This is a genomic window from Alkalicella caledoniensis, from assembly GCF_014467015.1.
Lineage (GTDB): Bacteria > Bacillota > Proteinivoracia > Proteinivoracales > Proteinivoracaceae > Alkalicella > Alkalicella caledoniensis.
This window is the reverse complement of sequence record NZ_CP058559.1, coordinates 3,050,677-3,075,875: the sequence shown is the minus strand read 5'-3', so window position 1 is coordinate 3,075,875 and position 25,199 is coordinate 3,050,677. Positions and strand designations below refer to the sequence as shown.

The window sequence follows — 25,199 nt, the reverse complement described above, 5'->3', positions numbered from 1 at the left end:
CAGTTTTGTGAGATAATCCCTTCAAAATCAGATTTTCCTCCGTGGTATAATTCCAATGACATTTAACAACTAGCTTACCGTATTTTGATTTTCCTGACTGCTGACTGCTGACTGCTTACACCTAACTAAATGTCTGCTAACTGCCATCACTAATCTTTTAAAAACTACTCTTAATGTTATCTACATTATCTAATTTCTTGTATATTCCTAGTCCTAACGCTAAGGATACAATAAACAATGGAACTAGTACTGCATAGGATATTGGAGTTCCCTCTGGTAGAAATATTGCTACACTGTTATTAAGCACATGTAAAACAATGGGTGGATAAATTGATTTTGTTTTCACTGCCACGTAACCAAAGGCTATCCCCAAAAGGAAAGTTGGGATTAAGCGTACTACATCTAAATGAATAAGGGAAAAAGCTATGGCAGTAATGATTACAGCCCACTTTGCACCTAACCTCTTTTCTAAAGGTCTTAAAGCAAAACCTCTAAATAATATTTCTTCGCATATCCCAGGGGTTAGAGCTATCAAAAAGAATTTAGTATAGGGTGACAGTGCCTCCAACTGGCCTTCTAGCTCCACTAAAGTAGGAACAAAATCTATATAAGGGGTGATGATTATTTGATAAATCAACGATAAGGAAAAAGCAGAAAGCCAAATCCATACCCCTCCAAAAGATCCCATAGCTGATGGAGCCCTAAGACCTAAACTTTCTTTATGGGAAGCTTTTAAGTACCAAATTATACCAATAGGTAACATTGCGAAAAAAACATATTGGTTAAAAACTAGGTTTTCAAATATTCCCATATGGCCAGGTAGTATAACGCTGGCGTAAATATACAACACAGTTATAACTGCCAAGCTCAGATACACATCTTCTAATTGTATAAAAGTGGATTTTTTTATAGAGCTTCTTTTTACGGCAAAAGAAAAACCCTTTTGGTTTCCAAATAAAATATTTTCAGTGCCAAAGACTTTAAACATGAAAACCAATCCCATTATAGAAAACAATGTATTTGTAACTAAGGTTGCACTGAATAAAGCCATGTTCAATTGACCCATAAAAACAGATTTAATCAATAGCGTTGTATTTACGATGGGTACTAAACTAAAGCCTAAGTTAAGCTCTAAACCTGGTGTGCTTGCCAGATATGCAGGTAACATAAAAACAAATATGAGGGGAGTCATGTAAGCATTGGACTCTTTATAACTGTTTGCAAACATGCCAATACCCAAACTAAGTGCTGCTCCCATAAAAGTAAGGGGAATGATATTTATTACTAGGGCCATAAATGTAGAAAAACCCATATTCAAACCAAAACTACTGACATCCATAACCTTAGGTAAAAGAAGCAAAATCACACCTAAATTTATAGTCAAGGCTGCTATGCCAAAGAGGACGCATGCTAAAAGCTTTGCTGTGACTAACTCAGATTTTTTAATTGGTACCGAAAAAATTGTTTCTAAGGTACCTGTCTCCTTCTCAGTAGTTGACAGCTCCATGGCAAAGGATAGCACTGAAATCATGGCGTATAGTGTTATAATAAGTGGCATTATGTTACCCATGGAGTAACCAGCCACCTCTTTTTCTGTGGCTAAATCTTCATATTCCAGCTGTGTTGGATATATGTGAGCAAAGTCTAATCCTTCACTTTCAAGGAGAGCAGCTTGCTGTGCCTCTTTAAAATCCAACAAGATGGGTGCGATCCTTTCTCCTGCTCTCATGGAAGCATTGCGACCAAAATCGTATTTCAATATAAACTGGTGTTTGCTTCCCTCGAGGGCGTATTCCAGTACCAAGTCTGCATTATCCTTTTGTGTTAAAACCTCAAATCTATCATCTTGAAGTAGTGCACTGTTTATAAAAGTGGGTAAGTCACCTTCTAGATATATACCACTTTTACTAATCTCTGTCTCCCGAGATGTAACTTTAGTGATCTCCAGATACCCATAAAAGATAATTGGCAAGATAACAATTGGGGCAAATATACCCACAAGTACTTTTTTGTTTCTCAAAAGTGCCATAGTCTCTTTTTTTATGATATGTAACATAATACCTAGATTCATTAGTTACCACCTCCAAAAATAACCCAGTCTGATTGAAATAGTTTGTTCATCCCCACTACAGCAATTAAGGATATACCTAAATTGATACCCAAAGCCATAAAAGTGTTTATCAATGAATAACTACCTAAAAAGGCTTCTTTCATTAGTAACATGGCATTGGTGATGGGTATAAGAACAGTCACAGGGGTGAGTTCAATATTTGGTATTAGTGGAATATAACTTAGGGCCATAAAGACAATAAAAAGTATTGATCCGTAAGACTGAGATTCTTGGTAGGTTTTAGAAAACATACCTAACCCAATAAATGCAGCACTGGTCAAAATCATTATTGGGATTAACATAATGAATAGATATAAAAACAGGGGAAAAGAGATGCTGATACTTAGCTCAGGTATACTTGAAGAAATGGCGTAAACTAATGGAAACATAGCCAAAATGTTAACCAAACCGCTAAGCAACCCCACAGTTACACAGGCTAATAACTTTCCAATAATTATTTCGAAGCGCTTAATTGGTACGGAGAAAATGGTCTCTAAAGTCTCTCTTTCTTTTTCTCCAGCACTTAAATCAGATGAAATTGTGTAAGTTCCAACAACACCGTAAAGCACAATAATAAGGGGCAGTATTAACCCTAGCACCATAGCTACAATTCTTCCGCCTATATCCCCAGATATCTCCTCCTCTTGGATACTAACAATGCTTTCAAACTCATCTAGTATGTCAGCTTCTTTTAAAATGCCATCTTTGTATTCCTCTTGATACTGCCTAAAATTTCTTTGTATGCGATTTAATGCTTGATTACTGGAGTCGTTTGTGGAGTAATAAGACACTATGTAGGTATTGTGTTCTTCATCGAAAGTTAGCTTGGCATTAACGTCTTGTTGTTTTAGCTGTTCATCTGTTGTTTCTTGGGTTATTATAAACAAATGAATTTTAGGATCTTGTTCAAGCCTTGCCACAAAGTCCTCTGGGGTATCGTCGAAGACAGCCACTAAGCTTGTGGCCTCTTCAAAGCTTGATTGAGTAATTTGTGTAAATCCAAAAAATAATATCAATAACACAGGGTAAATAAGTATGGGTAGCAATATAGTTAGCAAGGCTTTTTTATCTCGTATGGTTGCTTTTATCTCCTTTTTAAAAATTAGATTAATTTTCTTCATGGGTCCATTCTCCCTTGTCAATATAATATAGGAAAATATCCCGAATATTTGTCTTGTTTGTTGCTTCTTTTAACTGATCTATTGTACCTGATTGAATCAGCTTTCCATTGTGTATAAGGCCTATACGATCACAAAGGCTATCTGCCTCCTCCATATAGTGGGTGGAAAAAATTATAGTCTTTCCTTTTTTCTTCTCGTTTTTAATAAAATCAATAATTGTACGGCTCGTAAGTATATCTAGCCCCAGTGTTGGCTCATCTAGGATATATATTTTAGGATCATGGATCATACATCTAGCAATAGAGGTTTTTTGCACCTGCCCTGTTGAAAGTTTTTCAATAATCCTATGTTTAAAGTCGCCCATGTTAAGACTTTGAACAATCTCTTCTATACGACTATCCATAGTCTTCTTATCTATACCATAAAAGCCTCCAAAAAAGCGCATGGTTTCCACGAGGGCACTGAAAATCTTATGTATTTCATTTAAACAGAATAACTTGTACTAAAAAAAAACGACTCTCTATTCAAAATTTGAATCTAGAGTCGTTTTTTAATGATTATGCCATTTTTTATTTCGCTTATTCTTAATCCATTATTTTTAAAATTCTTTTTAGGTTTACCGTAAATATTGACATAGCTCCCTGCATCTCCATGCCAATTAGACCCGAGGATTTTGAAACATCATACCCGTGTCTATGTTTTAATTCACTATTTTTTGCTTCTATTTTATAGCGCTCTTTAGATTTTTCTTTAAAGTAATCACTTTCTTGGAATTTCGCCTGTTCGGTATGTTCGTCAGATTTGATGCTTACGGAATAGGTCTTACTTTTAGCTCCAGATTTATAGCACCCTTCTTTTAAATGGCATACCTTACACTTTTCTATATCAAAATAGTATGTGTCTGTTTGATTAGTGGAAAATTTTTTCTTCCCTTGGCGAGCTTTACGTATAGCCATATGGCCAGCCTTACATATATACATTCCAGCATCTTTATTAAAATCGAATTCATCTTCTTTTTTTCGGAAACCTTGTGTTACAGATGGGTTTAATTTGGCGACTAATTTTATTTTTTTCTCTTTTGTATATTCAATGTTGCCTTTTTCAGAATATGCAGCATCACCGATAACAGTTTCAACTTTCATCCCAGCTTTTACACTTTTTTCTATCAGTGTTTCTAATTGTTTCCCATCATTTTTTTCTCCGGTTGTAACTGTTGCAGCTGTAATAATTCTTTCTTCGCTTATGGCAATATGGGTTTTGTAACCAAAAAATGATGTATCGGCACTTTTATGACCTATTCTTGCATCTTGATCCTGAGATATTTGTAAGTGTTCAATATCATCAGCAACTGATTCTTTTAAAAGGTTCAATTGTTCCTTTACTTTTGGATATTGAGCAAAAGCATCTTCCTTTTCAACCACCTCAATAAGCTTGTGGCAATAGTCTATTTCAGCTTCTAAGGCATCTGTTGTGTTTTTGGTAGGAAATTTATCCTTCATAGTTTCATCTATCTGATAAATAACTTTTCTCAGCTTTTTAGACCGATCCATCAGAATTTCTCTGGGGGATTTTTGATTGTAGCGCGCTCTTGTGTGGGTGGCATCCACGATAATGGATTTACTTTTGATGATTTCCTTTTCAATGGCTATTTCAACAGTTTTATTGATAAGCATATCCAATAAGTTTATATTTTCTAAGCGTAGTTTTCGAAATTTCGTAAGAGAACTTGGCTCTATCACCGACTCTTCAGGAGCCATATTTAGAAAATACTTAAAGGACATGTCATATTTTGAGCGTTCCACCACATCTACATCCGACAAGTCATAAATCGTTTTTAGTAATAAATACTTAAACATGCGAATGGGATCGATAGCATTTCTACCGTTATTATGGCAATATTTATCTTTAAGCTCACCATAAACAAAAGAGAAGTCGACCAGATCATTAATTCTACGGAGTAAATTTTCCTTTGGAACGACCAAATTATATATCTCCATATATGGACTTAAAATCATTGACTGTTGATTTTGTATCATAGCACCCACCCAATTCTTAATTGATACTTCAATTATACAGCAAAAAAAGCATAATTACCTTAGTGTTTAAGGAATTATGCCTTTTTTCGCTTTGAAGGGACTTTTTCAGTGCCCTCGGTTTCCACAGGGGTTAATTTCTTATACAGTTTTGTATTGCCAGATAAAAAACCTATAGACTTTTTTACTTCCTCAGGATTTTTTACGGTATCATACCCATTAACAGTAACTGTTCCCTCTGTCTGTCCCATAATTGTAGCCATAATCCGGAGCATGGTGGTTTTACCTGCACCATTAGGCCCTAGCAATCCAAAAATTTCACCTTGCTCCACATTAAAGTTGATGTCATCTAAAGCATAAAAATCACCATTTTTCTTGTCATAAAACTTCTTGTTAACTTTCTCAACCTTTATCAATTAACTTCCCTCCCCATTAAAATAAAAACAAGAACTTTGTTATATTTCTTGTTCTTTACCCTTCTTTTAATATGCTAATTAAAAAATGACTTTGTCATTACCTTAAAAAATGACAAACATTGTTGTCAGATATATGTTTCCATTTTTTGGCTTACTAATCAATTCTTTTCAGCGAACATTTTATTAACTTCAGCGCCCCACCTATATAACTAAAAAAAAGCCCAAAAACCCAGCGTATAAATACGTTTGAGGCTTAAAGGCTTTTATGTTCATGCTACAACTGAAACTCTACCTTAACACATTTTCCAACTAACTTAATCTTATCCATTTGAGTACTAATGGGCTCAACATCTTTTAAACCTCTTGTCATAGTCACTTTACTTGATTCTTTAGTTATTCTTCTTATTAACCTTTTGTTGTTGAGTTCCACCAGATATATACCATTGTTCTGAATATCATTGGTTATGTTGACCATAACAGTATCGTTTTTATGAATTCTTAACTCACCGAGGTCATCATCTGTTATTTTTACAAACATTACTTTATCCCATCGGTATCCTTCTACTTTTTTATCAAGGACTGGCAGGTCTTTATTTCCTACCACTTTGTTTGTATCAACTTCATATATAGGGAATTTTTTTATAACATTTGCCAAGGCATCTGCCCACTGCCCAGTGGGTTCTACTGGGTTAAATTGCTCTTGGGGTTTAGCATGAACCTTAGTTTGTTTTGGTTTAGCTTTATCCTCACTTAAATCTTCTTGGATTATAGGTTCTAACTTCTTACCTAATTTACTGAGGATATTCTCGGCGATTTTTTCATTTATAACCTTTCTACCTGACTCAACTTGGATTATGAAACTCTCAGCCACACCACACTTTCTAGCCAATTGCTTTTCTGTCAACTTAGCCTCAAGCCTTGCTTCTTTAATCTTTACACCTATGGAATTCATCTATATCACCTATCCTTTAAACATTCTCTTTTATACTATAAGACTAATTCTACATTCTTAGTAAAAAATCCTCTTACATATAAGAAAAAGACTACACACAAAATGCACCTTGCTTAAAAAGCAAGGTGCATTTTATCATACAAACTACTTTTCTTCTGCTAAAATTCCATATAGCAATATCTTCTTTATTTCTGTCACTGCGGTATTTATATTGAGATTGCTTTCCACCAGGAAGTTATATTCAAAAATAGCTCTTGTTGTTTTATCAAGTATAAGGCTCAAAACCTCGGTGTTAATGTCACTTCTCAGTACACCTACATCAATACCTTCCCTTATTAGATTTCTCACAAGGTCAATCTTAAAACTTCTCTGTCCCTCAATCTTTTCCCAGTCCTTGGGATAGTATTTTTCAATACCTTCCAGTATTTCTAGGGGTATCTCATACTTATGATGGGATACTAAGGCTGCGTTAATCTTCCCGAGAATACTCTCTTCCTTTTCCACGGCTTCTAATGTACTGTTAATATTGTCTTCTATGCTAGTATTTATGAACTCACTTACAATCTCATCTTTACTGTCATAGTACTTATAAATTGTTCTCTTGCTGATACCCAAATCCTTTGCAATATCATCAACAGTAAATCTTTTAACACCGTATATATTGATGTACTTAGCACATGACTCTATTATTCTATCCTTCATCTAAACCACCTCATTTATTTAAACTATACATAGGAGTTCCCCTTCTAAACTACCATTGCCCACTAACCCACAGCTATGTTTGGGCAGTATCTTCTCAAAAAACAATCTCTTTAATCTTCTTAACTCCTTAATTTCTCCCTCACTAAATCCATGGGGATTTCTATCTTGTTCAAGATTCCTCAATGTTTTCATGAGGTCTAAAATCTTGTATTGGCTTTTACCCTTGCCTAACTCCTTATAATGTATATAAATGGGCAATACCTTTAAATCTGTTATTTTTACAAGGGTATTACCCCTTTGTACCCCTTCAGTTAGTTCAATTTTTACTACCATTGCAAGCCGTGAGTTTTTACTAAAAAGATTAAGGGAAACTAACTCACCTAGGGAGTATATAATCAATCCTTCTTTTTCTCGTTGTTGGATGGGATCATAAAATCTGTATTTCTCCATGGGTTGAGCAACATGGGGATGCCCACCTAAAATTACATCAACTCCACATTCCATAACCCTGTGCCCCATTTTTATAACATTTTCGATGGGGTATGTTTCAAACTCTAAACTCCAGTGAAGCATAGCCACAACTATGTGGGCATCCTTTTCCCTAGCTATTTTAACATGCCTTTGAATAAGTGAAAGGTCTTCATCAGGCTTATTCAAGCGAATCACATTTGTCATATACTCTTTGCCTACTATGGGATCAAGTCCGTTTAATGAATAGGTATAAGAGATAAAAGCTGTCTTTATACCATTTTTCTCTACTATGGGTATATCATCTTGTTCCTCTTGTGTCCTGGCTGTTCCCACGTGGGGATATCCCCTCGCGTCAAGGAAATCCAATGTATCCAAAAGCCCCTGTTCCCCTTGATCTAAACTATGGTTATTGGCAGTGGCAAAAAAGTTTACTCCCCTTCCACCATATATAAATCTGTCAAACATTTTTTCCGATGTGTTGATCATTGGAGCAGTTAAACACATACCAGGCACACCCACTGGTGGTTTTGTAGGCACAACAGGTGCTTCAAGGTTTGCGCACACAATGTCTCCACTAAAGTAAAATTCCAAAATATCTTCCCATAAATCCCCAGTATTTTCAGGGAATATCATCTCAGAAGCACTTAAATCTCCTCCAGCTGTTATAAACACCCTGTTTTTAGGGACAAATTCTTCCCCTGTGTAAAACCTTAAATCTTGATTTGCAAAATACTCCTCAATTCCTTTACCTTTTTCTGCTTTTTCTATTTGCCGAACAACTGATTTATATCCCCACCAAACTTTTTCCCCTGTATCCATATATTTAAAATTACCCTCGATCTGTTTTGAATAATTATACCTATCCCCTAAAAAAAAACCTAGCACATGTAAAAAAGCTCTTAAAAACGCAAATCTTAAAAACATAATTCTCCCCCCTCAAAACCTTTAATCCATTACTACTGAGAACTTAGCATATTTTTTTTGTATAAATACTTTGCAGCTAGAACCGATACCCCCACACAAATGGGTACAGTGATAGCAATTTGAATACCTGGAATGAAAGATAGCAAAACTGCTACTATTATTGGGGCTACAGCAAGCTTCCACTCCTTTAAAATATAGTAGGCTCCTATGGAACCAAAAAGTGCTGGTAAAATCTGTTCAAAGGCTGGCTGAATCGACGGATTATCCAACCTTGCAGCCATAGGTACAATCATGATCACACCTATAAGAATGATAATTTGACTGGCAATAACAGACCCCGAAATGGCTATGGTAGAAATAATATCCCCCTCTTGGGTAGATGGCTCAACCTCTGCAACTTCCATGCTGATGGCAGCACAAGGAATTTTCATGTTTGTAATATTTCCTGTGAGATAGGACATGTACATGGCAGATGAACCCAGTATGGGCGAAAAGGTCAATACTTCCACAATTGAAACGGCTATCATAACCGATGAGATACTGATAATACCGTTTATCAAATTATTCAGCGGAGGTACAATGCCATAGACTAACCAAAGAATAATTGGTGGCAAAAAAGAAAGTAAAAGTCCAGCTACTAAGGTAACCCTACCTATAAGATGTACCTTCTTATCATATTCACTTTCTACTAGTTGTATTTTGTTATTTGTTGATATATTCATCTTTTGGCCCCTCCTAAAGTAGCACATTAGGTGCTCCTTTAACTAAATCTCTCCTAAACCTACATCCTAATCTAGTAGATATATAGATTCCTATAATTTAAAAAAATTTGTAAATAAGATGCTAAATAGCATAGCCCCTACCATACTAAAAGCTAGGGCAAATTCCTTTAACCACTTCTGTTTATACCTTATTATTAAAAGAGCAAAAAATGTCATAATACTAGCACCAGACAACATTGTACCTAAGGGTAAACCTCCTGTAGTTATGGGGTCTGCCATAAAAATTGCAAACACTCCTAAAAAGGCTGCATTCATTAAGGTAGTCCTCCATCTTGTATCTGTTTCCACATTTCTAGAATATCTAACCTTTATTTTCTTTAATAAAAAGGTTACTATCAACACAGCCCATATGGACCCAACACACATAATCCATATGGATGAAGCGAAAACTTCTGCTGTATATTCGGCTCCCCCTAAGGTATCTATACCCATGGATTTAGCCCCAACACCTGCAGCCATGATTTCATATGGAGCAGACCCAATAATTGAAAGTCTCATCCATGGAATGGGGATTCCTAAAATAGGTGTCATAGTAATCAATGCCACTATCACAGCTAAAGTAGGTACTATGGTTGATATAACTCCTGTTCGAAAAGCTTTTATCATCTTTTCCTTTGTTAAACCAATCCTCTTACCTTCTTTAAATGCAAGTCTCAAATAAACAAGAGATTGAAAAGTAATAAATAATACCAAAATAGCCCCACAAATAAAAAACACCTTATTATTTGCAATAAGTAAATAATCCCTCATTTTTTCGTTCCTCCCAGTGGTATTTAGAAACCACACATAGTATTAACGTCAAAAAAAACTAATGCCAAATCTAAACTCTGGAAACTTAAATGGTTTTATTAGTTTCCATCGGTTAATCTAATTATAATTTTCTTAGTATCTTTTGTCAATTACTATATCTATTACCAATATACTAGTATTTTTTTCCAACTATAAATAACTGTCATTATTTTTTGATATAATATAACAGTTAACTGGAGGTGTAACTATGAATGAAGTAGTTTTGGCTTTAAATGGTGTAAGCAAAAAAATCAAAAAGAAGACAATAGTACAGGATATATCCTTTAGTGTAAGCAAAGGCGAAGTATTTGGTTTTTTAGGACCTAATGGTGCTGGTAAAACAACTACCATTAGGATGATTGTAGGTCTTATTAGACCCACCACAGGAGATATAAGGATATGTGGTAACAACTTGACAAAAGACTTTACAAAGGCCATGAGTCATGTGGGATGCATAGTAGAAAACCCAGAGCTATATGGTTTTATGACAGGTATGGATAATCTTAAACATTTTGGAGTTATGAAGGGCCATATTCCCCATAGCCGATACCTTGAAGTAATTGACCTTGTTGGTTTGGGCAACAGGATAAATCACAAAGTCAATACTTATTCTTTAGGAATGAAACAAAGGCTAGGCCTTGCCCAAGCCCTTTTGGCTAAACCACAGCTTTTGATACTAGATGAGCCCACAAACGGTCTAGACCCTGCAGGGATAAATGAATTTAGAGAGCTTATAAAAAATCTGGCCCATGAAGAAGGCATGGCAGTGTTTGTTTCAAGCCACTTATTGGGTGAAGTTCAGTTAATGTGTGATAGGGTTGCCATCATCAGCCAAGGAAAAATTGTAAGGACTGACAACATTGAAGCCCTTGTGGCAGAAGAGGAAAAAATTATCTGGCAAGTAAGGGATATGCAAAAAGGAAAAGAAATAATAGAAGGGCTTACAGGTGTCCCCATTGAGATAGTAAACAATGGTTTAGTAGGATATGTTAACGAAGAGTTAATAGAGGAAATTAATGCTGCCTTATTTGAAGCTGGAGTAGGGGTACAAACAATTGAAAAGAAACAAAAATCCTTAGAAGATTTATTCTTAGAGTTGACTCGAGGTGATCAGATTGTTTAGGTTAGTAGAAAATGAGCTTAAGAAAACACTTCTTAGAAAAAGACTTTGGGTAGTTTTAGCTATATTAGCTATACTTACAGTACTATTTGGCTATGGAGAGCAATACAGAGCCGATAGAATGGAACATCGTATTACTAGACGTTTAGGAGAAAATCAAGAAATAGATCAGATGACCTTATTAGGTCAGCAAATATCAGACATTAAAAGGCAGCTAGATAATCCATATATTCCTGAGCAAAGAAGAGCCACACTGGCGGTACAAGTTGAACAACTGGAGTATTACCTAGAACGGGGAATTAACCCCTTCACCCCTAGCGCAGCAGGCTTTACAAAAACATACATGGAGAACTTAGTATCACTTTTCCTCCCCCTTTTGATAATCATCCTAGCCTGTGATATGGTTTCTGTGGAATTTACTGAAGGGTCTGTAAAGCTATTACTGACGACTCCAGTTCCTAGGTGGAAAGTATTGATGAGTAAATACATGGCACTACTTATCATGACAACAATAGTTGTTGTGGCAACGGGGATACTCTCCATAGTTGTGTCCACATACTACTTTGGTTTCAACGGCTTTACAATGCCTATAACCACAGGCTTTAAAATAATTGAAGGAAGCCTAGATACATCCTTTGTACAAAACATCCCCCAGTGGCAGTATCTAATAATGGTATATGGACTTAGCTGGTTTGTGGCTATCTCCATAGCCACAATAACTTTCTTAGTGTCTGTTATTGTAAAAAGTTCTGCTGTTGCCATGGGTGTCATGATGTCACTTCTAGTAGGGGGCACTTTCCTAGGTTTCTTTGCATCAGACTGGGCCATAGTGAAGTACCTCTTCATGGTCAACATGAAGCTACCTGATTATCTATCTGGTGCCATGCAGCCCATCGAAGGAATGACACTGGCTTTCTCTGTGGCAATCTTGGCCATTTGGACCTTGGTTTCCTTTGTCCTAAGCTTTGTAATCTTTACTAAACAAGATGTGTTAGTCTAAAGGGGGGGATAAAATGTTAAGAAAAATAATATATGGACTGATGGCAGTGACTGTATTTTCAACCCTAGTATATATAGTAGGCTTTGGATGGGCCTTTTGGATAACCTACAATGAACCAGAGCCCATAAGCCAAATCATAGAAGATGAGGTAAATGAAGAAGAACCTTTAGCTGGAGCCCCCAGTACCTTTCGTGTCCTTGCCCTAGGTGATTCTTTAGCTAAAGGCACAGGTGATGAAATGGGTATGGGATACAGTGGGTACTTTAATCAACTATTAGGTGAAATAGTGGGTGTTGTGGAATATGAAAACCTAGGCATTGACGGCATGGTTTCCACGGAGCTTGTTGAACTGGTAAAAAAAGAGATAGTTCAAACTGCCATCTTAGAAGCTGATATAATCCTACTCTCCATAGGCGGAAACGATATGAGAACATTACCTGTTTTTCAAACCGTATCTCCCGTGGACTTTATGGAGACTAAAGATAGCTACCTAAAAAACCTTGAGGAAATCCTTCAGATAATTAGAGAACATAACCCAAAAGCCCCTGTAGCAAAATTAGGGCTCTATAACCCTTTCCCAGACTTCACTGATGAAGCAACAGTAGAACTTTTACACCAGTGGAACTTTGAGACTCTAAGGGCCGTAGAGGGCAGAAACCAGATGGTTTTTGTACCAACCTTTGACCTATTCAAGTATAATCCAGGTCTAATATCCATGGACATGTTGCATCCTAGCGCAGAAGGGTATAAATCCATCGCCCAAAGACATATGGAGATACTAAAAGAGCTTATAAAATAAACTAAACATCACTCAACTATAATTGAGTGATGTTTAGTTTTATCTGTCAAATATAAATGATTTAATAATAGCAAAATACTCCCGGATAGCATACTTTACTGTTATGCTACTTGGTGTCTCAGCTGCTAGCCCATAGGGTGAAAAACCCACTCTTTTAGCCAACATCTTTGACCTAAATAGGTGAAAATCACTTGTGACAATCATAATATCACTTACCCCTTGCCCTTCAGTTAAAGCATCTAGTATTTCCTTAGTGAATGTCAAGTTCTCAAAACTGTTTGTTGCCCTATCCTCTTTGATAATCCTGTCTTCATCTATCCCTTTAGAAGTTAAGAAAACAGCCATTGCTTCTGCCTCTGTTACCTCTTCATTTGCCCCTAGTCCTCCAGAGACAATCACTTTAGATTCAGGGTGATTCTTTAAATACTCTATTCCCTTTTCTAATCGCCTCAGTAGAGTTGGTGAAGGTTGCGAATCCCACAAACCAGCACCTAGAATAACCATGTAATCAATCTGTTCATCAGAATCGGAAATTGCAGAACTTTTAATAAGGGCCTGTACCATGACAAAAGAAAGTAATCCTACACAAACCATAACTATAGTAAAAACTTTCAAGTACTGCTTTAACCTATTGGTTTTTCCATAAATCCTTTGCATCCCCGGCGTTACCTCCTATATCATCCGAATAGTCTCATACCTATAATAATAATTGCTGCATCTGCTAATATCCTTTTTTAGTTAAAAACACACTATTTCTTACTCCACTTTCTCACTGCCTTAATAATTGGTAAGGTTACAATAGTTAAAAATATCAAATCTCTAAACACAAACTTTAATGTTTGTGCACCTATATCCCAGTAGCCAGAATAATAAATATTATAACTTATATATACAATGGCAACATCTGCTATGATGCTAAGAAATATATAGATAAATATTTTCATTAAATGTCTTTGATTAACTTCCTTGTTAAATATATCAAAGGTATTATCCAAGGTGATAAGCCCTCCAAATAATCCTATAACGCTTACCCTTACAGCATTACTTATATAAAAGCTAAAGAAAAAATAGTCCAGATTAAAGTTTAGTACCACAAAACAGAACAACCCAGTGACTAAACCAAACAATGGACCAAGGGTCACACCAGCTAAAAATATTATTACGGTATTAAATCTAAATATAATATCTGAATCTAAACTACTTCCTAGCCAATGCACTATTAGGTAAAGCATAACAAAAATACTAGCAATACCAATTTTTTTAGAAACAGCCATATTTTGCAAACCTCTATCTGACCATGCTCCTTTAGCACTTCTACCCTTAAAACTATAGCTACTTTTGTAGGCCATAGTTAAAAAAACAGCAGCTATAACCAATAGTACTACCATATAGGTTACGTACTGGGACTCATATAAATAAAGAATATCTAAAGAGTACCCCACAAATAGCACAAACATTGCCATAAAGGGAATATATAACACCATACCAGCTAAAATAGGAACTAACCCCACAACTTTCCCCTTAGATATCATCACCATCTTAAGTAATAAGGGTATGGTTATAGGTGCTAAAATCCCAGTAAAAGTTATTATCAACAAAAGTACAGCAAACCATCCTTTTAACCCTATCTTAAGTTTACCACCTAAAGTGAGACTATCAGTATAATCTTTCTCCCCCATAATGGTTGTCTTCCCTAAATCCACAGCTCCTCTAAAAATCGTCTCAAAAAGCTCATCCAGCGATATAGAAGAATATTCTCTACCCCTTTGTCTTGCAGATTCTCTAGCCCTGTTAAAATCTGACTCCCTTGCTTCCCTTGATCCTCCATAAGACTGACTGTTTCCATGGCCTTGAGAACCGCTGTTTCTCATGCCGTCATACTGTTGTCTTGTAGTTGGGTTCATCAGTATTTCATATGCCTCTGTTATCTCAACAAACTTGTTCTGAGCGTCAGGGCTTTTATTGACATCGATGCCACTTCTTAGCCATATCCCTGTAAGCTTTTTTAATCTCCTGTGCAGTGGCAGCAGAGTTTATTCCTAAAATGCCATAGTAATCCTTCATTGATGTCCTCCTTAAGCAAGTTAAAATGCGTTTAAAAATAGTAATTGGACAAGTTAGAGACTTTTCCCTCTCTAGTTATTCTATATGCTCTTCTTCTATCCTCACTACATTAATTTCTAGATATTTATCACTAAGTAGCTTAACTAAGTTTTCTACCCTAGGTGTAGTGATAATGTATTAAGCAATATCATATTCATTTTTTTGGTCGTACTCTTTTATTAATACTTAAATTTCCTTATAAGTTCCTCAAGCTCTTGAGCCCTTTGTGCTAGTCCCTCACTGGAACTTGCTATTTCTTCCATAGACGCCGTCTGCTGCTCAATAGAGGCAGATGTTTCCTCTGTACCTGCTGCATTTTCCTCTGCAATTGCAGCTAAGTTTTGCATAAGATCCATAAGCCTATCCTTATTAGTGTTCATAGATTCTACGGAGTGGTTCAACTTTTCAATAACCCTATTTGTTGTGGTAACAGCTGATGCTATCATATCAAACTTCTCTTTAGTATCCATTACATTTTGATTTTGTTCATCAACTATTTCCTTGGCGTCTCCCATGGTTTTTACTGCACTTTGGGACTTTGCCTTTAAATCTTCAATAACTTCCTTAATCTCCTTAGTGAAGCTGTTAGAACTCTCTGCAAGTTTGCGGATTTCATCTGCCACCACGGCAAAACCTCGTCCTGCTTCTCCAGCCCTTGCAGCTTCAATAGCAGCATTAAGTGCTAAAAGATTTGTTTGGTCTGCAATACTCTGGATCATAGTACTGGCTTTTTCTATTTTTTCTGCACTTTCATTATTACTTACTATGGCCTCAAAAACAACCTGGGACACCTCATTGTTTTCCCGGGATTTTTGCATTAGAGATTCTATTATATTAAAACCTTCATTTTTTTGATTATCAATTTCTTGAGCCGCCTCATTTAGTTCTCGATTATATTCAACATTTTGCCCTAGAAGCCTTCCCATCTCATCAACTGTATAAGATGAATTTTCAGTATCCCTAGCTTGATCACCAGCTCCCCTTGCAATCTCTTCAATAGCTCTAGCTACTTCCTCAGAAGCCTTAGCAGATTGATCAGTGATTGAAGTTAGCTCTTCTGAAGAAGCTGCCACATGCCTAGCAGTTTCAGCTGTTTTAACAATAAATTCTCGCACATTGTCTTCCATATTCTTTAGTGCCTTTGTCATAACACCGATTTCATCTTTTCTATTAAAGTATTTAGCTGCTTCAGATTTTTCATCAAATCTAAAGTCCAAGTTACTTTGTTTTTTAATAACTGAAGTTATATTCATAATAGGTTTCGCGATAGAGTTGGCTAAAAGATAGCTTAATCCTGATGCAGTAATAAGTATAAGCAGAACTACTAAAGAAACACTTCTAATTGCTGATACCCTTGTTTCACTCACCATACTACTAACAACCTCACTGGATTTTCCAACAAAATATATCCCTATAATATTATTGTTACCATCAAGAATAGGGCTGTACTTTGTTACGTAAGGCATTCCAGAAATATTAGCCTCGCCAATATAGGTGTTTTTGTTCATAACCTCCCTGTAGGCCTCCCCATCTTTATCCAGTACCGTCCCTACAATCCTTTTACCTTGTGCATCTTCAACATTGGTTAAAATACGTTTAAAATCATTACCTTCTTTGACAAAGATAGTTGATACCACATCTGCTTCCTTGGAAAACTCATCAATGGGAGCAAATCTTTCTTCGATGCTCTCTCCTTCTTGATCAACTAACTGACCTTGCCCATTTAGGCTTAAGGACCCAAATTGCCCTTTTATGTATAGCTCAAAGGTACTGCCTATCCTGTCTAACTGTTGCTCATATAGTGTATTAACAATGTTATTTGTAGACTTTATACTGTTTATAAATCCTACACCCACGGTAGACATAGACGAAACAATTACAAGTAATAAAATTAGAACAACCATTTTGGTTTTAATACTATTCATAAACTATCTCCACCTCTCCTAAGAAATTTTTCTACTTTCGGGCTAGATTATACTATACCTGATTTGTCAACTCACTCCTCTACGATCTTTTGGTTAGTGAATAGAATTAAATAATTAAGTTAAATTTTAACATGCAACCCAAGTCTTTACAATAGATATTTAGTACTTTACCTTGCTAAAAGTACAGCTTGAGTGAGCCTAGCAATTGTACCAAAATAAAAAGCTAGAAGGTTATTTACCTTCTAGCTTTTGAATCATCAAACAGGTGCGGGCCTCACACCAATGGGGTATACTTTTTGTTCTCATCCGATTTGATAAACACATATGTATCTTCATCTGATAATTCTTCTGAAAAAACATAATCCAGCCGTCTAAAACTCTTTATATCCTTTACATCATCGATATATTTTTCTGCCATAAAACGTACCATTTCTCCCCTGGCCATTTTAACCTGAGTTCCCTTTTCTACTACCTTTCCCCCAATTATTTCCCCAAAAACACACGTAATAAATGGAACATCATCCCTTAGATATTTAGAGATACATTTACTGTATTCTTTTGAAGCTAAGTTAACAATACAATTGCTCTCAGAAAATAACTGTTCAGCCATCTTTCTATTCCAATAGTCATATAGTGAATCCAAATTCCCACCGTTAAGTTTAGCCTGCATTTCCAACCTATAGGGAACAACACCGTCTAATGGCCTTAGCATCCCATAAAACCCTGATATAATACGCAGATGCTTCTCAATGTATGCAAACTCCTTTGTTTCAAATACTCCAGGTGCCATGTACTTATATTGAATCCCCTCATAGGAAAGAATAGCTGGTGTCAAACTAGAGTATAGGTCCATCCTCTGTATCCTCTGGTAGTTTAGTGTGGCTATTTTATCATTACAGCACCAGATAGACTTAGCCTGCTCATAACTTAGCTCCTTTAAATATGCTAGAAGCACTTCCGCCTCATTTATAAACTGCGGAAGATTATTATAGTCTAAATCCATGTCTACTTTCATCTTTTTAGCAGGTGAAATAATAATCCTCATACTTTCCCCTTTCCATTACATAGCAGTCTTCAAATTTTATTCTATTATAACATATATTTAGCGCCCCCTTCGAGAAAAAATCCCCCCAAAATTGACCAAGGTGAAATGTAACATTATAATATTATGTAGTCTAACTGAAAACAAAAAAGTAGGTGAAGTACATGAATCACTTTGTTACAAGGAAAGCTCAAACAGAAGACTTCGAACAGGTATTGCCTCTTACCATAATGGCCATTGAAGATCTTGCAGATCAGTTTACAAGCTCTTCAGACCCCGAGGTTATCAAAGAGAGAATGCTAGCTGCTTATACCTCTCCTAACACTAGGTTTTCAAAAGAGTATGCGGTGATTGTTGAGGCAGTGGATGACAATGGAAAAAGAGAAGTTGCAGGAGTTGGTTTTGCTTACCCAGGGCGTGATATGAGAAACTTAACCAAACAGACCATAGAGGCCTATCAAAGGGTAGGAGCTACATATGAAGCTGAAGATGTACAAAGGCTCTTAAACTCTAAGGAAGCCCAATGGGGTGAGTTCTATATAGACAACCTCGCCGTGTATGAAACCTATCGTGGACATGGCCTATCAAAAAAAATCTTAGCTGCCCTAGAATCAGAAGGAAAACAGCAAGGCTTCGACAGAATCTCCATCCTAGCGGACATCAACAATCCAAAAGCCAAGGCCATATACGAAAAAATGGGATACATCCCTGACAGTATCTATGAGGTTTTAGAACACAAATACCATCACATGGTGAAAATTATATAACTACTTTTACTAGAATATAAACAAAAATACCACAGCATCCTTTTACAATAGTTCCATATGACAATTAACTCTGAAGTCTAGTATAAATAAAACTTTAAAAACAAATTAAAATAAATCTACCAAAAGTGAACTTTATATATCCGCTGTTTCTCTTATATGTAGAAAGGAGGTTGGAGTGTGGATGTTATCAAACTTGTTCGCAAAGCAAAAAAAGGAGATAAAGAAGCCCTTTTGAAACTAATCATGGACAAAAAAAGTGAATACTACAAGCTCTCCTATGTTTATACTCAAAATAAAGAAGATGCTCTAGACGCCATGGAGGATATGATAGTAATACTTTACGAAAAGATTAATCAACTGAAAAACAAAGAATCCTTCCATAGTTGGAGTAAAACCATACTTGTAAATTGTGCAAAATCAATACACAGGAAAAACCATAGAATTATCTTTTTAGATACAGTGAAGGATATGGGCTACCTAGAGAAATACGAGTCCAAAGAGCAAAACATAGATCTCAACGAACAGTTAAAACAGCTCAACAAAGACCAACAAGAGGCAATCAAACTAAAATACCTGTTGGACATGGACTACAAAACAATCGCCACTATCACCAAGGTTTCAGAGGGGACTGTTAAATCTAGGGTGTTTAACGGATTGAAGAAATTACGAGAAAAACTTGGAGGTGAATATGACCATGTCAGAAATAAATGATTACCTAGCTAGTATTAAAACTGACCTAGATAACATAGAAGTCCCAGAGGAATTGGAAGCAAGATTGCGAAGTTCCCTTAGCAAAGCAACCAGCAAACCAAAACTTAAAAAAGCCCATGGACTGGTAGCTTCCATCTTAGTCCTCCTTCTCCTCATCGCCTCATACAACTACTCTGCCATAGCGTACTACAGTAGAAAAATACTGGGTTTTGACCAAGTAGTATATGGAACCTTAGGGGACCTAAACGAACAAGGACATGGGCAGGTAATCGGAGAAAGTTACACTTTCCAAAATGGAGTAAAGGTCACTCTAGATGGAGTAATGATTGACCATAATCAAATGGTTGCTTTTTATACCATCACTGATGAATCAGGAAATTCTACCTATGATTTGGACCTCACTTCATTCAAAGGATTCTGGGGTAATTATAACCATGTCCATGGTCATGGTTTAATAAATGACGAAGAGACTGAGGTTAAATGGATATCAATCTACGATGCCCCAAAAGCCCTTGATAGAACATTAACATTTAATTTTTCCCTCTTCTCTCGTGGGGATACCCCCTGGGAAAGGGGGGAGATCAGTTTCAAACTAGATAGAAGTAAAGCATTAGGGCACACCATTAAACAAAGTATAAACCAGACTGTAATGGTGGAGGATTCTAAGGTTCACTTTGATGCCATCATCGCTTCTCCTACAGTAACCAAAGTATTAGGAACTTTTAATACACCATTGGAAAGCATAGTAAGGAGAAAAAACGGTGAGGTTTATACTCCCGACTTAGAAATCATATTAGTGATTGATGGCAAAAGGCAGACTTCTACGGTAAGACAAATTGGAAGTTCCCTAAAGGGAGGATATACCTTTGAATTTCATTTTGAAGGTTTAACTGGTCCAGTAAAAAATCTGGAAATTCATCTTGTACAGTCTTCCCATACCAAAGAAGTAAGTAAAGTTGTGGATCTAAATCAAAATATGGCTTCTGAAGAGATATCCTTAGAGAACAATAAAATAGTTATAACGGAAGTAGTAATAGATTCCTCTGGCACCTACGTGACCATTGAATCAGATGAACACTTCAACTTCAATGATCTAAATCTAATGGCAGAAGGGAAAACAGTACCCTTAGCAGATATTAATAAAATCGATTATACAAAAGATGCAAACAATGGCAGCTTAAAATACACAAGAACCTTCTTTTTTGAATCAACAGCTAAAGAAAATATCCAACTGCAAATAAACCAAATCACCACAAAAAAGACAACAAATAAAATCATAAATGTCCCTGTAAAGTAGCTCGAACTATAGATTACAAAAATATAAACGAATAGAATAGAAAAAACACTTCAAGCAAATTAACTTGAGGTGTTTTTTCTAAAAAAAAACCACTTACAGCAAAAACCTAGGCATTTATTATATTACTGTCATCTTTAGTTATATTATCTATTTTACTTCTCACTTAAACCTAGCTTAACAAATAGCCAAGATGCAAGGTATGACGCCCAGAGGCCTATTATTAAGTGGCAAATAGGTAACTTCTATTGTTTTACCAGAAATTCTTCTATATGACTACTGGGTAATGGTTTGCTAAAATAGTACCCCTGACCCCTATCACATCCATATTTCTTTAGTACCTCAAGCTGCTCTACGGTTTCTATTCCTTCAGCAATAACTTTCATGCCTAGTACGTGGGCTAATTCTATTACTTTATTAACTATAATTTCATTTGTTTTATCCATTTCTATTGTAAGTAAAAAATCCCTATCTATCTTTAAACAATCTATAGGTAATTTTTTTAAATAAGTAAAGGAAGAGTAACCTGTTCCAAAGTCATCTAATGCAAACTTAATTCCCCGCTCACTAAGTTCTCTTATAGTGTCTATTGCTAAATCGAAATTTTCAATAAGAGAAGTTTCTGTAATCTCTAGTTGTATCTCATCATATTTTACACCGGATTCATTTATTATCATTTGTGTATTTTTTACTGGATCTACCTGTGTAAAACTTTTACAGGAAAAATTAATGGAAAACGTAATTGGTTCAAATCCCATTTGCTCCCATTTCTTCTTTTGTGTACATGCCGTTCTTAGTACCCAGCTATTAATCTCATGAATTTGACCTGTCTGCTCAGCAATTGGTATGAATTTATCCGGTGGTATAAACCCTTTTTCTGGGTGAAACCAGCGAATCAACGCTTCCACAGCAATTACCTTCCTAGATTCTAAGTTTAATATGGGCTGGTAAAATAACTCAAATTGCTTCTTATCTATGGCATGATGTAAGTCGTTTACAATCTCCATATACTCAGAGCGCCTTTGTTGTTCTTCATCTGTATATAAACCAAAGTTATCTTTACCATTTTCCTTCACAGCGTACATTGCGGAATCAGCGTTTTTAAGCAAGGCATCAAAGTTACTACCATGATCTGGGTAAGTTACTATACCTGCGCTTAAAGAGATGTGGAATTCTTTATCCTGGAAATGCCATGGTTTCCTCAATTCTGTAACTAATTCCTCTGTAACTGCTAAAATTCTTGATATTTCACTATACTCTAGTAAAATTAAGAACTCATCTCCCCCTAGTCGGGCTATTCTATGTACACTATCTAATTTTACTTTTAAAACCTTAGCAACATACCGCAGAAGTTCGTCACCTGCAAAGTGACCAAGTGTATCGTTTATATGCTTGAAGTTATCTATATCAAAGCACACAAGTGCAAATTTCTCCTTTGGGAATTCAGCAATTTTATCTTCAATTTTCATTTTAATCATCTGACGGTTTGGTAAGTCTGTGACGTTGTCATAATAGTAAAGTTTATGTAAGCTTTCCTTTAAATCTATGGTTTCTGTCAAGTCAGTATGTGATCCTGCCACCCTGATGGCTTTACCGCCCACATCCCATTCAGCTTGTCCCTGGCTTAAAATCCATCTGTAACTTCCATCCTTACAACGGAGCCTGTATGTGCTTCTATATGTTCCACTCTTTTCTCCTAAATACTTGTTGAATATTACATTAGCCTTTTCTTTATCATCTGGATGAATGAGCTTACTCCACTGCTCAAATCCCCCTTGTATTTCACCCACAGCATAGTTAAATGGAGGTTTAGTAACTATAGAAAAATTAAATTTATCGTTAAGTAAATCCCATTCCCATATTCCATCTTTTGAACCTTCTATAAGAAGTTGGTACCGCTTATTTATCGCCTTTGTTTCATCTAGTTGAGCTATTAGTTCTTCCTCAGTAGCAGCAAGCTCACTATATGTATCCATTAGCTTAAAGTTAGTTTCCTTTATTCTTTTATTTGATTTAGTTAGTAAGTTAATTGGCGTGTACACCAGTCGGTAAATAAAAAACATAGTAATAAGAACATAAAAAATCCCCTTATATTCTTGAATGTTCTGAAGAGTTTTCGGCTCTCCTATAAAAGTGTAAAGTAATCTATCAGAAACAATTATCCAAAAAATTCCTATTACTCCGTAAGCAGCTACAATTTTAAGAACTATTTTCTTAGTTTCTCCCTCTTCACCATGGGTACTTTTCAGTTTATTGTTTAAAAAATTTAATAGACCCACTTTTCCACCTCCACCTTAAACTATTCAACTCTGCCCTTGGAATAAAATACTACTTATTCCAATATAATTGATGTTGTAAATTTTAGCAATGTTTTTTACCACATTTTTCATCATATTTCGACATTTGATATTGTCTAAAAAACATCTATAACTAAAACTCCCTTTGATCCTATATTCAAAGGGAGTTTCTCCATATTCAAAGTATATTAATTAGCTTGCTTCAACGAGCTCTTCAGATCCTCATCTGCTGTACTTATGGGTTTTATACCAAAGGTATCTACCAAGTACTGTAGTACATTTGGTGATATGAATGCAGGAAGGCTAGGTCCTAAGTACATCCCATTGATACCCAGTGATAATAGTGCTAATAAGTCAGCAACTGCTTTTTGCTCATACCATGAAAGTACGATAGTTAGTGGCAATGAATTTACGTCTGTATCGAAGGCATCTGCTAGAGCTGTTGCTATTCTAACTGCAGAGTATGCGTCATTACATTGGCCAACATCTAGTAATCTAGGCAGTCCTGCCACTGTACCAAAGTCTAACTTATTAAATCTATACTTACCACATGCTAGTGTTAAGATAACACAGTCATCGGGAACTTTTTCTGCAAATTCGGTGTAGTAATTTCTGCCAGGTCTTGCACCATCACACCCGCCTATTAAGAAGAAGTGTCTTAGCTTACCTTCCTTAACTGCATCAACAATTGCTCCTGCATGGGATAGGGTAGCATCATGACCAAAGCCTACTAGAATTTCTTTTACTTCCTCATCTTCTTGGTAACCACCAAGTTCTAAAGCCTTATTGATTATCTCACTAAAATCCTTTGTTCCATCTTCTTTTAACTTAACATGTCTAACTCCGTCCCAACCTACAACATTGGTACTAAATATCCTATCTTTATATGTTTCCCTAGGTCTCATCAAACAGTTGGTTGTCATAAGTATACATCCTGGTATGTTATCAAATTCCTTCTGTTGATTTTGCCAAGCTGAACCAAAGTTACCCACTAGGTGGTTGTACTTTTTAAGGGATGGGTACCCGTGTGCCGGTAGCATCTCACCGTGGGTATAGATATTGATTCCCTTGTCTTGTGTTTGTTCAAGTAACATCTCTAAGTCTTTTAAGTCGTGACCAGAGACAACAATAAATGGTCCCTTCTTCTTATTAACATTTACTTTATGAGGGGTTGGATGCTTATATGTAGTAGTGTTAGCGTTGTCTAAGATCTTCATCACTTCTACACTCATTTCCCCAGTTCTCATTGTCATCCGGATCAGTTCTTCTACGGTTAATTCTTCATTTGTAGTGGCTTCTAATCCTAAGAAATAGAAGTTATCCACTTGGTCAGAGTTATAGTTTAAAAATCTTGCTTGATGTCCGTAGGCACTGATACCCTTTAATCCATAGACTATGGTCCATCTTAAAGAACGTATATCTGCATCTAAATCTTGGTCATACATAATGCCTGCCTTTACAGCATCCTTTAACATCTGCTCTTTTGTCTCACTTAGGTTATATGTAGCACAATCCGGATACTCTTTTTCTGTTGCTTTATTCCTGAGAGTCTCCTTTATACCTTGTGACTCCCTTAATAGATTTAAGTGGGACTGAACGTCAAAGTTTACATTAGTCAAAGTAGTAAATAAAGAGTTCTCCACAAATTCTACAACCTCTTTATCTATTACTTGGCCTTTTTCCATAAGTTCCTTTGCGTAGCAGGAAATTCCCTTTAACTGATAGATCAATAAATCTTGCAAATTTGCTATTTCCGGAGTTTTACCACAGACCCCACTTTTAGTACAGGCTTTTCCTCCCATTGTTTGTTCACATTGATAACAAAACATTGCATTATCCAT

Annotated in this window: 23 protein-coding genes; 6 read left to right on the top strand and 17 right to left on the bottom strand. The window is 36.0% G+C overall.

Annotated features, from left to right (window positions below):
• Window positions 1–157: 157 nt before the first annotated feature.
• From HYG86_RS15015 to HYG86_RS14970, 10 genes are all read right to left on the bottom strand, one after another.
• Window positions 158–2,071: a CPBP family glutamic-type intramembrane protease gene (locus tag HYG86_RS15015; RefSeq protein ID WP_213166386.1), complete on the bottom strand. Its 1,914-nt coding sequence runs from the start codon at window positions 2,069–2,071 to the stop codon at window positions 158–160.
• Window positions 2,071–3,231 (bottom strand): ABC transporter permease, encoded by a 1,161-nt coding sequence (locus tag HYG86_RS15010; RefSeq protein WP_213166385.1) that lies wholly within the window; start codon window positions 3,229–3,231, stop codon window positions 2,071–2,073. The genes HYG86_RS15015 and HYG86_RS15010 overlap by 1 nt, the downstream gene beginning before the upstream one ends.
• Complete coding sequence (locus HYG86_RS15005; protein ID WP_281391286.1) at window positions 3,218–3,676, bottom strand: ABC transporter ATP-binding protein; 459 nt, start codon at window positions 3,674–3,676, stop codon at window positions 3,218–3,220. The genes HYG86_RS15010 and HYG86_RS15005 overlap by 14 nt, the downstream gene beginning before the upstream one ends.
• 139 nt (window positions 3,677–3,815) lie before the next feature.
• Entirely contained in the window at window positions 3,816–5,267 is a 1,452-nt protein-coding gene (locus HYG86_RS15000; RefSeq protein WP_213166227.1) for an IS1182 family transposase, read from the bottom strand.
• A 74-nt stretch (window positions 5,268–5,341) separates the two neighbouring features.
• A complete protein-coding gene (locus HYG86_RS14995; protein ID WP_213166383.1) occupies window positions 5,342–5,680 on the bottom strand; it encodes an ATP-binding cassette domain-containing protein in 339 nt (112 codons plus the stop codon).
• Window positions 5,681–5,954: 274 nt separating this feature from the next.
• Complete coding sequence (locus HYG86_RS14990; RefSeq protein ID WP_213166382.1) at window positions 5,955–6,632, bottom strand: S24 family peptidase; 678 nt, start codon at window positions 6,630–6,632, stop codon at window positions 5,955–5,957.
• Between the two features lie 144 nt (window positions 6,633–6,776).
• Window positions 6,777–7,334, bottom strand: coding sequence for a TetR/AcrR family transcriptional regulator (locus HYG86_RS14985; protein ID WP_213166381.1), 558 nt, complete (start codon window positions 7,332–7,334; stop codon window positions 6,777–6,779).
• Between the two features lie 18 nt (window positions 7,335–7,352).
• Complete coding sequence (locus tag HYG86_RS14980; RefSeq protein WP_213166380.1) at window positions 7,353–8,729, bottom strand: CapA family protein; 1,377 nt, start codon at window positions 8,727–8,729, stop codon at window positions 7,353–7,355.
• 32 nt (window positions 8,730–8,761) lie between these two features.
• Window positions 8,762–9,451 carry a hypothetical protein gene (locus HYG86_RS14975; protein WP_213166379.1) on the bottom strand — a complete coding sequence of 230 codons (690 nt, stop codon included), beginning with the start codon at window positions 9,449–9,451 and terminating at the stop codon, window positions 8,762–8,764.
• Between the two features lie 90 nt (window positions 9,452–9,541).
• Complete coding sequence (locus tag HYG86_RS14970) at window positions 9,542–10,261, bottom strand: DUF5058 family protein (protein WP_213166378.1); 720 nt, start codon at window positions 10,259–10,261, stop codon at window positions 9,542–9,544.
• A gap of 247 nt (window positions 10,262–10,508) precedes the next feature.
• Here HYG86_RS14970 and HYG86_RS14965 point away from each other — a divergent pair, with 247 nt between their 5' ends.
• Genes HYG86_RS14965 through HYG86_RS14955 form a run of 3 tightly spaced genes read left to right on the top strand, consistent with a single transcriptional unit; the run spans window position 10,509 to window position 13,219 of the window.
• Window positions 10,509–11,423 (top strand): ABC transporter ATP-binding protein, encoded by a 915-nt coding sequence (locus tag HYG86_RS14965; RefSeq protein WP_213166377.1) that lies wholly within the window; start codon window positions 10,509–10,511, stop codon window positions 11,421–11,423.
• Window positions 11,416–12,420, top strand: coding sequence for an ABC transporter permease (locus HYG86_RS14960; protein WP_213166376.1), 1,005 nt, complete (start codon window positions 11,416–11,418; stop codon window positions 12,418–12,420). Before HYG86_RS14965 ends, HYG86_RS14960 begins: the two co-directional genes overlap by 8 nt.
• A 13-nt stretch (window positions 12,421–12,433) precedes the next feature.
• Entirely contained in the window at window positions 12,434–13,219 is a 786-nt protein-coding gene (locus HYG86_RS14955) for a GDSL-type esterase/lipase family protein (protein ID WP_213166375.1), read from the top strand.
• 39 nt (window positions 13,220–13,258) lie between these two features.
• On the opposite strand, the gene HYG86_RS14950 is transcribed toward HYG86_RS14955, so the two are convergent.
• The 5 genes from HYG86_RS14950 to yaaA all read right to left on the bottom strand — a co-directional run bounded on the left by HYG86_RS14950 (window position 13,259) and on the right by yaaA (window position 18,292).
• Entirely contained in the window at window positions 13,259–13,876 is a 618-nt protein-coding gene (locus HYG86_RS14950; protein WP_213166374.1) for a YdcF family protein, read from the bottom strand.
• A 92-nt stretch (window positions 13,877–13,968) separates the two neighbouring features.
• Window positions 13,969–15,123 (bottom strand): hypothetical protein, encoded by a 1,155-nt coding sequence (locus HYG86_RS14945; protein WP_213166373.1) that lies wholly within the window; start codon window positions 15,121–15,123, stop codon window positions 13,969–13,971.
• 55 nt (window positions 15,124–15,178) lie between these two features.
• Window positions 15,179–15,283: a DnaJ domain-containing protein gene (locus HYG86_RS14940; RefSeq protein ID WP_213166372.1), complete on the bottom strand. Its 105-nt coding sequence runs from the start codon at window positions 15,281–15,283 to the stop codon at window positions 15,179–15,181.
• Window positions 15,284–15,501: 218 nt separating this feature from the next.
• On the bottom strand, window positions 15,502–17,247 hold the full coding sequence (locus HYG86_RS14935) for a methyl-accepting chemotaxis protein (protein ID WP_213166371.1): 1,746 nt from the start codon (window positions 17,245–17,247) through the stop codon (window positions 15,502–15,504).
• Between the two features lie 274 nt (window positions 17,248–17,521).
• Window positions 17,522–18,292 (bottom strand): peroxide stress protein YaaA, encoded by a 771-nt coding sequence (gene yaaA, locus HYG86_RS14930; protein WP_213166370.1) that lies wholly within the window; start codon window positions 18,290–18,292, stop codon window positions 17,522–17,524.
• 161 nt (window positions 18,293–18,453) lie between these two features.
• Between yaaA and HYG86_RS14925 the strand changes: the two genes are divergently transcribed.
• From HYG86_RS14925 to HYG86_RS14915, 3 genes are all read left to right on the top strand, one after another.
• Entirely contained in the window at window positions 18,454–19,056 is a 603-nt protein-coding gene (locus HYG86_RS14925; RefSeq protein ID WP_213166369.1) for a GNAT family N-acetyltransferase, read from the top strand.
• A 177-nt stretch (window positions 19,057–19,233) separates the two neighbouring features.
• Window positions 19,234–19,767: an RNA polymerase sigma factor gene (locus HYG86_RS14920; RefSeq protein ID WP_213166368.1), complete on the top strand. Its 534-nt coding sequence runs from the start codon at window positions 19,234–19,236 to the stop codon at window positions 19,765–19,767.
• Complete coding sequence (locus tag HYG86_RS14915; protein WP_213166367.1) at window positions 19,751–21,064, top strand: DUF4179 domain-containing protein; 1,314 nt, start codon at window positions 19,751–19,753, stop codon at window positions 21,062–21,064. Before HYG86_RS14920 ends, HYG86_RS14915 begins: the two co-directional genes overlap by 17 nt.
• 242 nt (window positions 21,065–21,306) lie before the next feature.
• On the opposite strand, the gene HYG86_RS14910 is transcribed toward HYG86_RS14915, so the two are convergent.
• On the bottom strand, window positions 21,307–23,340 hold the full coding sequence (locus tag HYG86_RS14910; protein ID WP_213166366.1) for a bifunctional diguanylate cyclase/phosphodiesterase: 2,034 nt from the start codon (window positions 23,338–23,340) through the stop codon (window positions 21,307–21,309).
• Between the two features lie 206 nt (window positions 23,341–23,546).
• Window positions 23,547–25,199 (bottom strand): hydroxylamine reductase, encoded by a 1,653-nt coding sequence (gene hcp / locus HYG86_RS14905; protein ID WP_213166365.1) that lies wholly within the window; start codon window positions 25,197–25,199, stop codon window positions 23,547–23,549.

What these genes read in the sequence shown, in the direction of transcription:
- HYG86_RS15015 (WP_213166386.1), bottom strand. Translation starts at nt 2,071, where the DNA reads ATGAATCTAGGTATTATGTTACATATCATAAAAAAAGAGACTATGGCA.
- HYG86_RS15010 (WP_213166385.1), bottom strand. Translation starts at nt 3,231, where the DNA reads ATGAAGAAAATTAATCTAATTTTTAAAAAGGAGATAAAAGCAACCATA.
- HYG86_RS15005 (WP_281391286.1), bottom strand. Translation starts at nt 3,676, where the DNA reads ATGCGCTTTTTTGGAGGCTTTTATGGTATAGATAAGAAGACTATGGAT.
- HYG86_RS15000 (WP_213166227.1), bottom strand. Translation starts at nt 5,267, where the DNA reads ATGATACAAAATCAACAGTCAATGATTTTAAGTCCATATATGGAGATA.
- HYG86_RS14990 (WP_213166382.1), bottom strand. Translation starts at nt 6,632, where the DNA reads ATGAATTCCATAGGTGTAAAGATTAAAGAAGCAAGGCTTGAGGCTAAG.
- HYG86_RS14985 (WP_213166381.1), bottom strand. Translation starts at nt 7,334, where the DNA reads ATGAAGGATAGAATAATAGAGTCATGTGCTAAGTACATCAATATATAC.
- HYG86_RS14980 (WP_213166380.1), bottom strand. Translation starts at nt 8,729, where the DNA reads ATGTTTTTAAGATTTGCGTTTTTAAGAGCTTTTTTACATGTGCTAGGT.
- HYG86_RS14975 (WP_213166379.1), bottom strand. Translation starts at nt 9,451, where the DNA reads ATGAATATATCAACAAATAACAAAATACAACTAGTAGAAAGTGAATAT.
- HYG86_RS14970 (WP_213166378.1), bottom strand. Translation starts at nt 10,261, where the DNA reads ATGAGGGATTATTTACTTATTGCAAATAATAAGGTGTTTTTTATTTGT.
- HYG86_RS14965 (WP_213166377.1), top strand. Translation starts at nt 10,509, where the DNA reads ATGAATGAAGTAGTTTTGGCTTTAAATGGTGTAAGCAAAAAAATCAAA.
- HYG86_RS14955 (WP_213166375.1), top strand. Translation starts at nt 12,434, where the DNA reads ATGTTAAGAAAAATAATATATGGACTGATGGCAGTGACTGTATTTTCA.
- HYG86_RS14950 (WP_213166374.1), bottom strand. Translation starts at nt 13,876, where the DNA reads ATGCAAAGGATTTATGGAAAAACCAATAGGTTAAAGCAGTACTTGAAA.
- HYG86_RS14945 (WP_213166373.1), bottom strand. Translation starts at nt 15,123, where the DNA reads ATGAACCCAACTACAAGACAACAGTATGACGGCATGAGAAACAGCGGT.
- HYG86_RS14940 (WP_213166372.1), bottom strand. Translation starts at nt 15,283, where the DNA reads ATGAAGGATTACTATGGCATTTTAGGAATAAACTCTGCTGCCACTGCA.
- HYG86_RS14935 (WP_213166371.1), bottom strand. Translation starts at nt 17,247, where the DNA reads ATGAATAGTATTAAAACCAAAATGGTTGTTCTAATTTTATTACTTGTA.
- yaaA (WP_213166370.1), bottom strand. Translation starts at nt 18,292, where the DNA reads ATGAGGATTATTATTTCACCTGCTAAAAAGATGAAAGTAGACATGGAT.
- HYG86_RS14925 (WP_213166369.1), top strand. Translation starts at nt 18,454, where the DNA reads ATGAATCACTTTGTTACAAGGAAAGCTCAAACAGAAGACTTCGAACAG.
- HYG86_RS14915 (WP_213166367.1), top strand. Translation starts at nt 19,751, where the DNA reads ATGTCAGAAATAAATGATTACCTAGCTAGTATTAAAACTGACCTAGAT.
- hcp (WP_213166365.1), bottom strand. Translation starts at nt 25,199, where the DNA reads ATGGATAATGCAATGTTTTGTTATCAATGTGAACAAACAATGGGAGGA.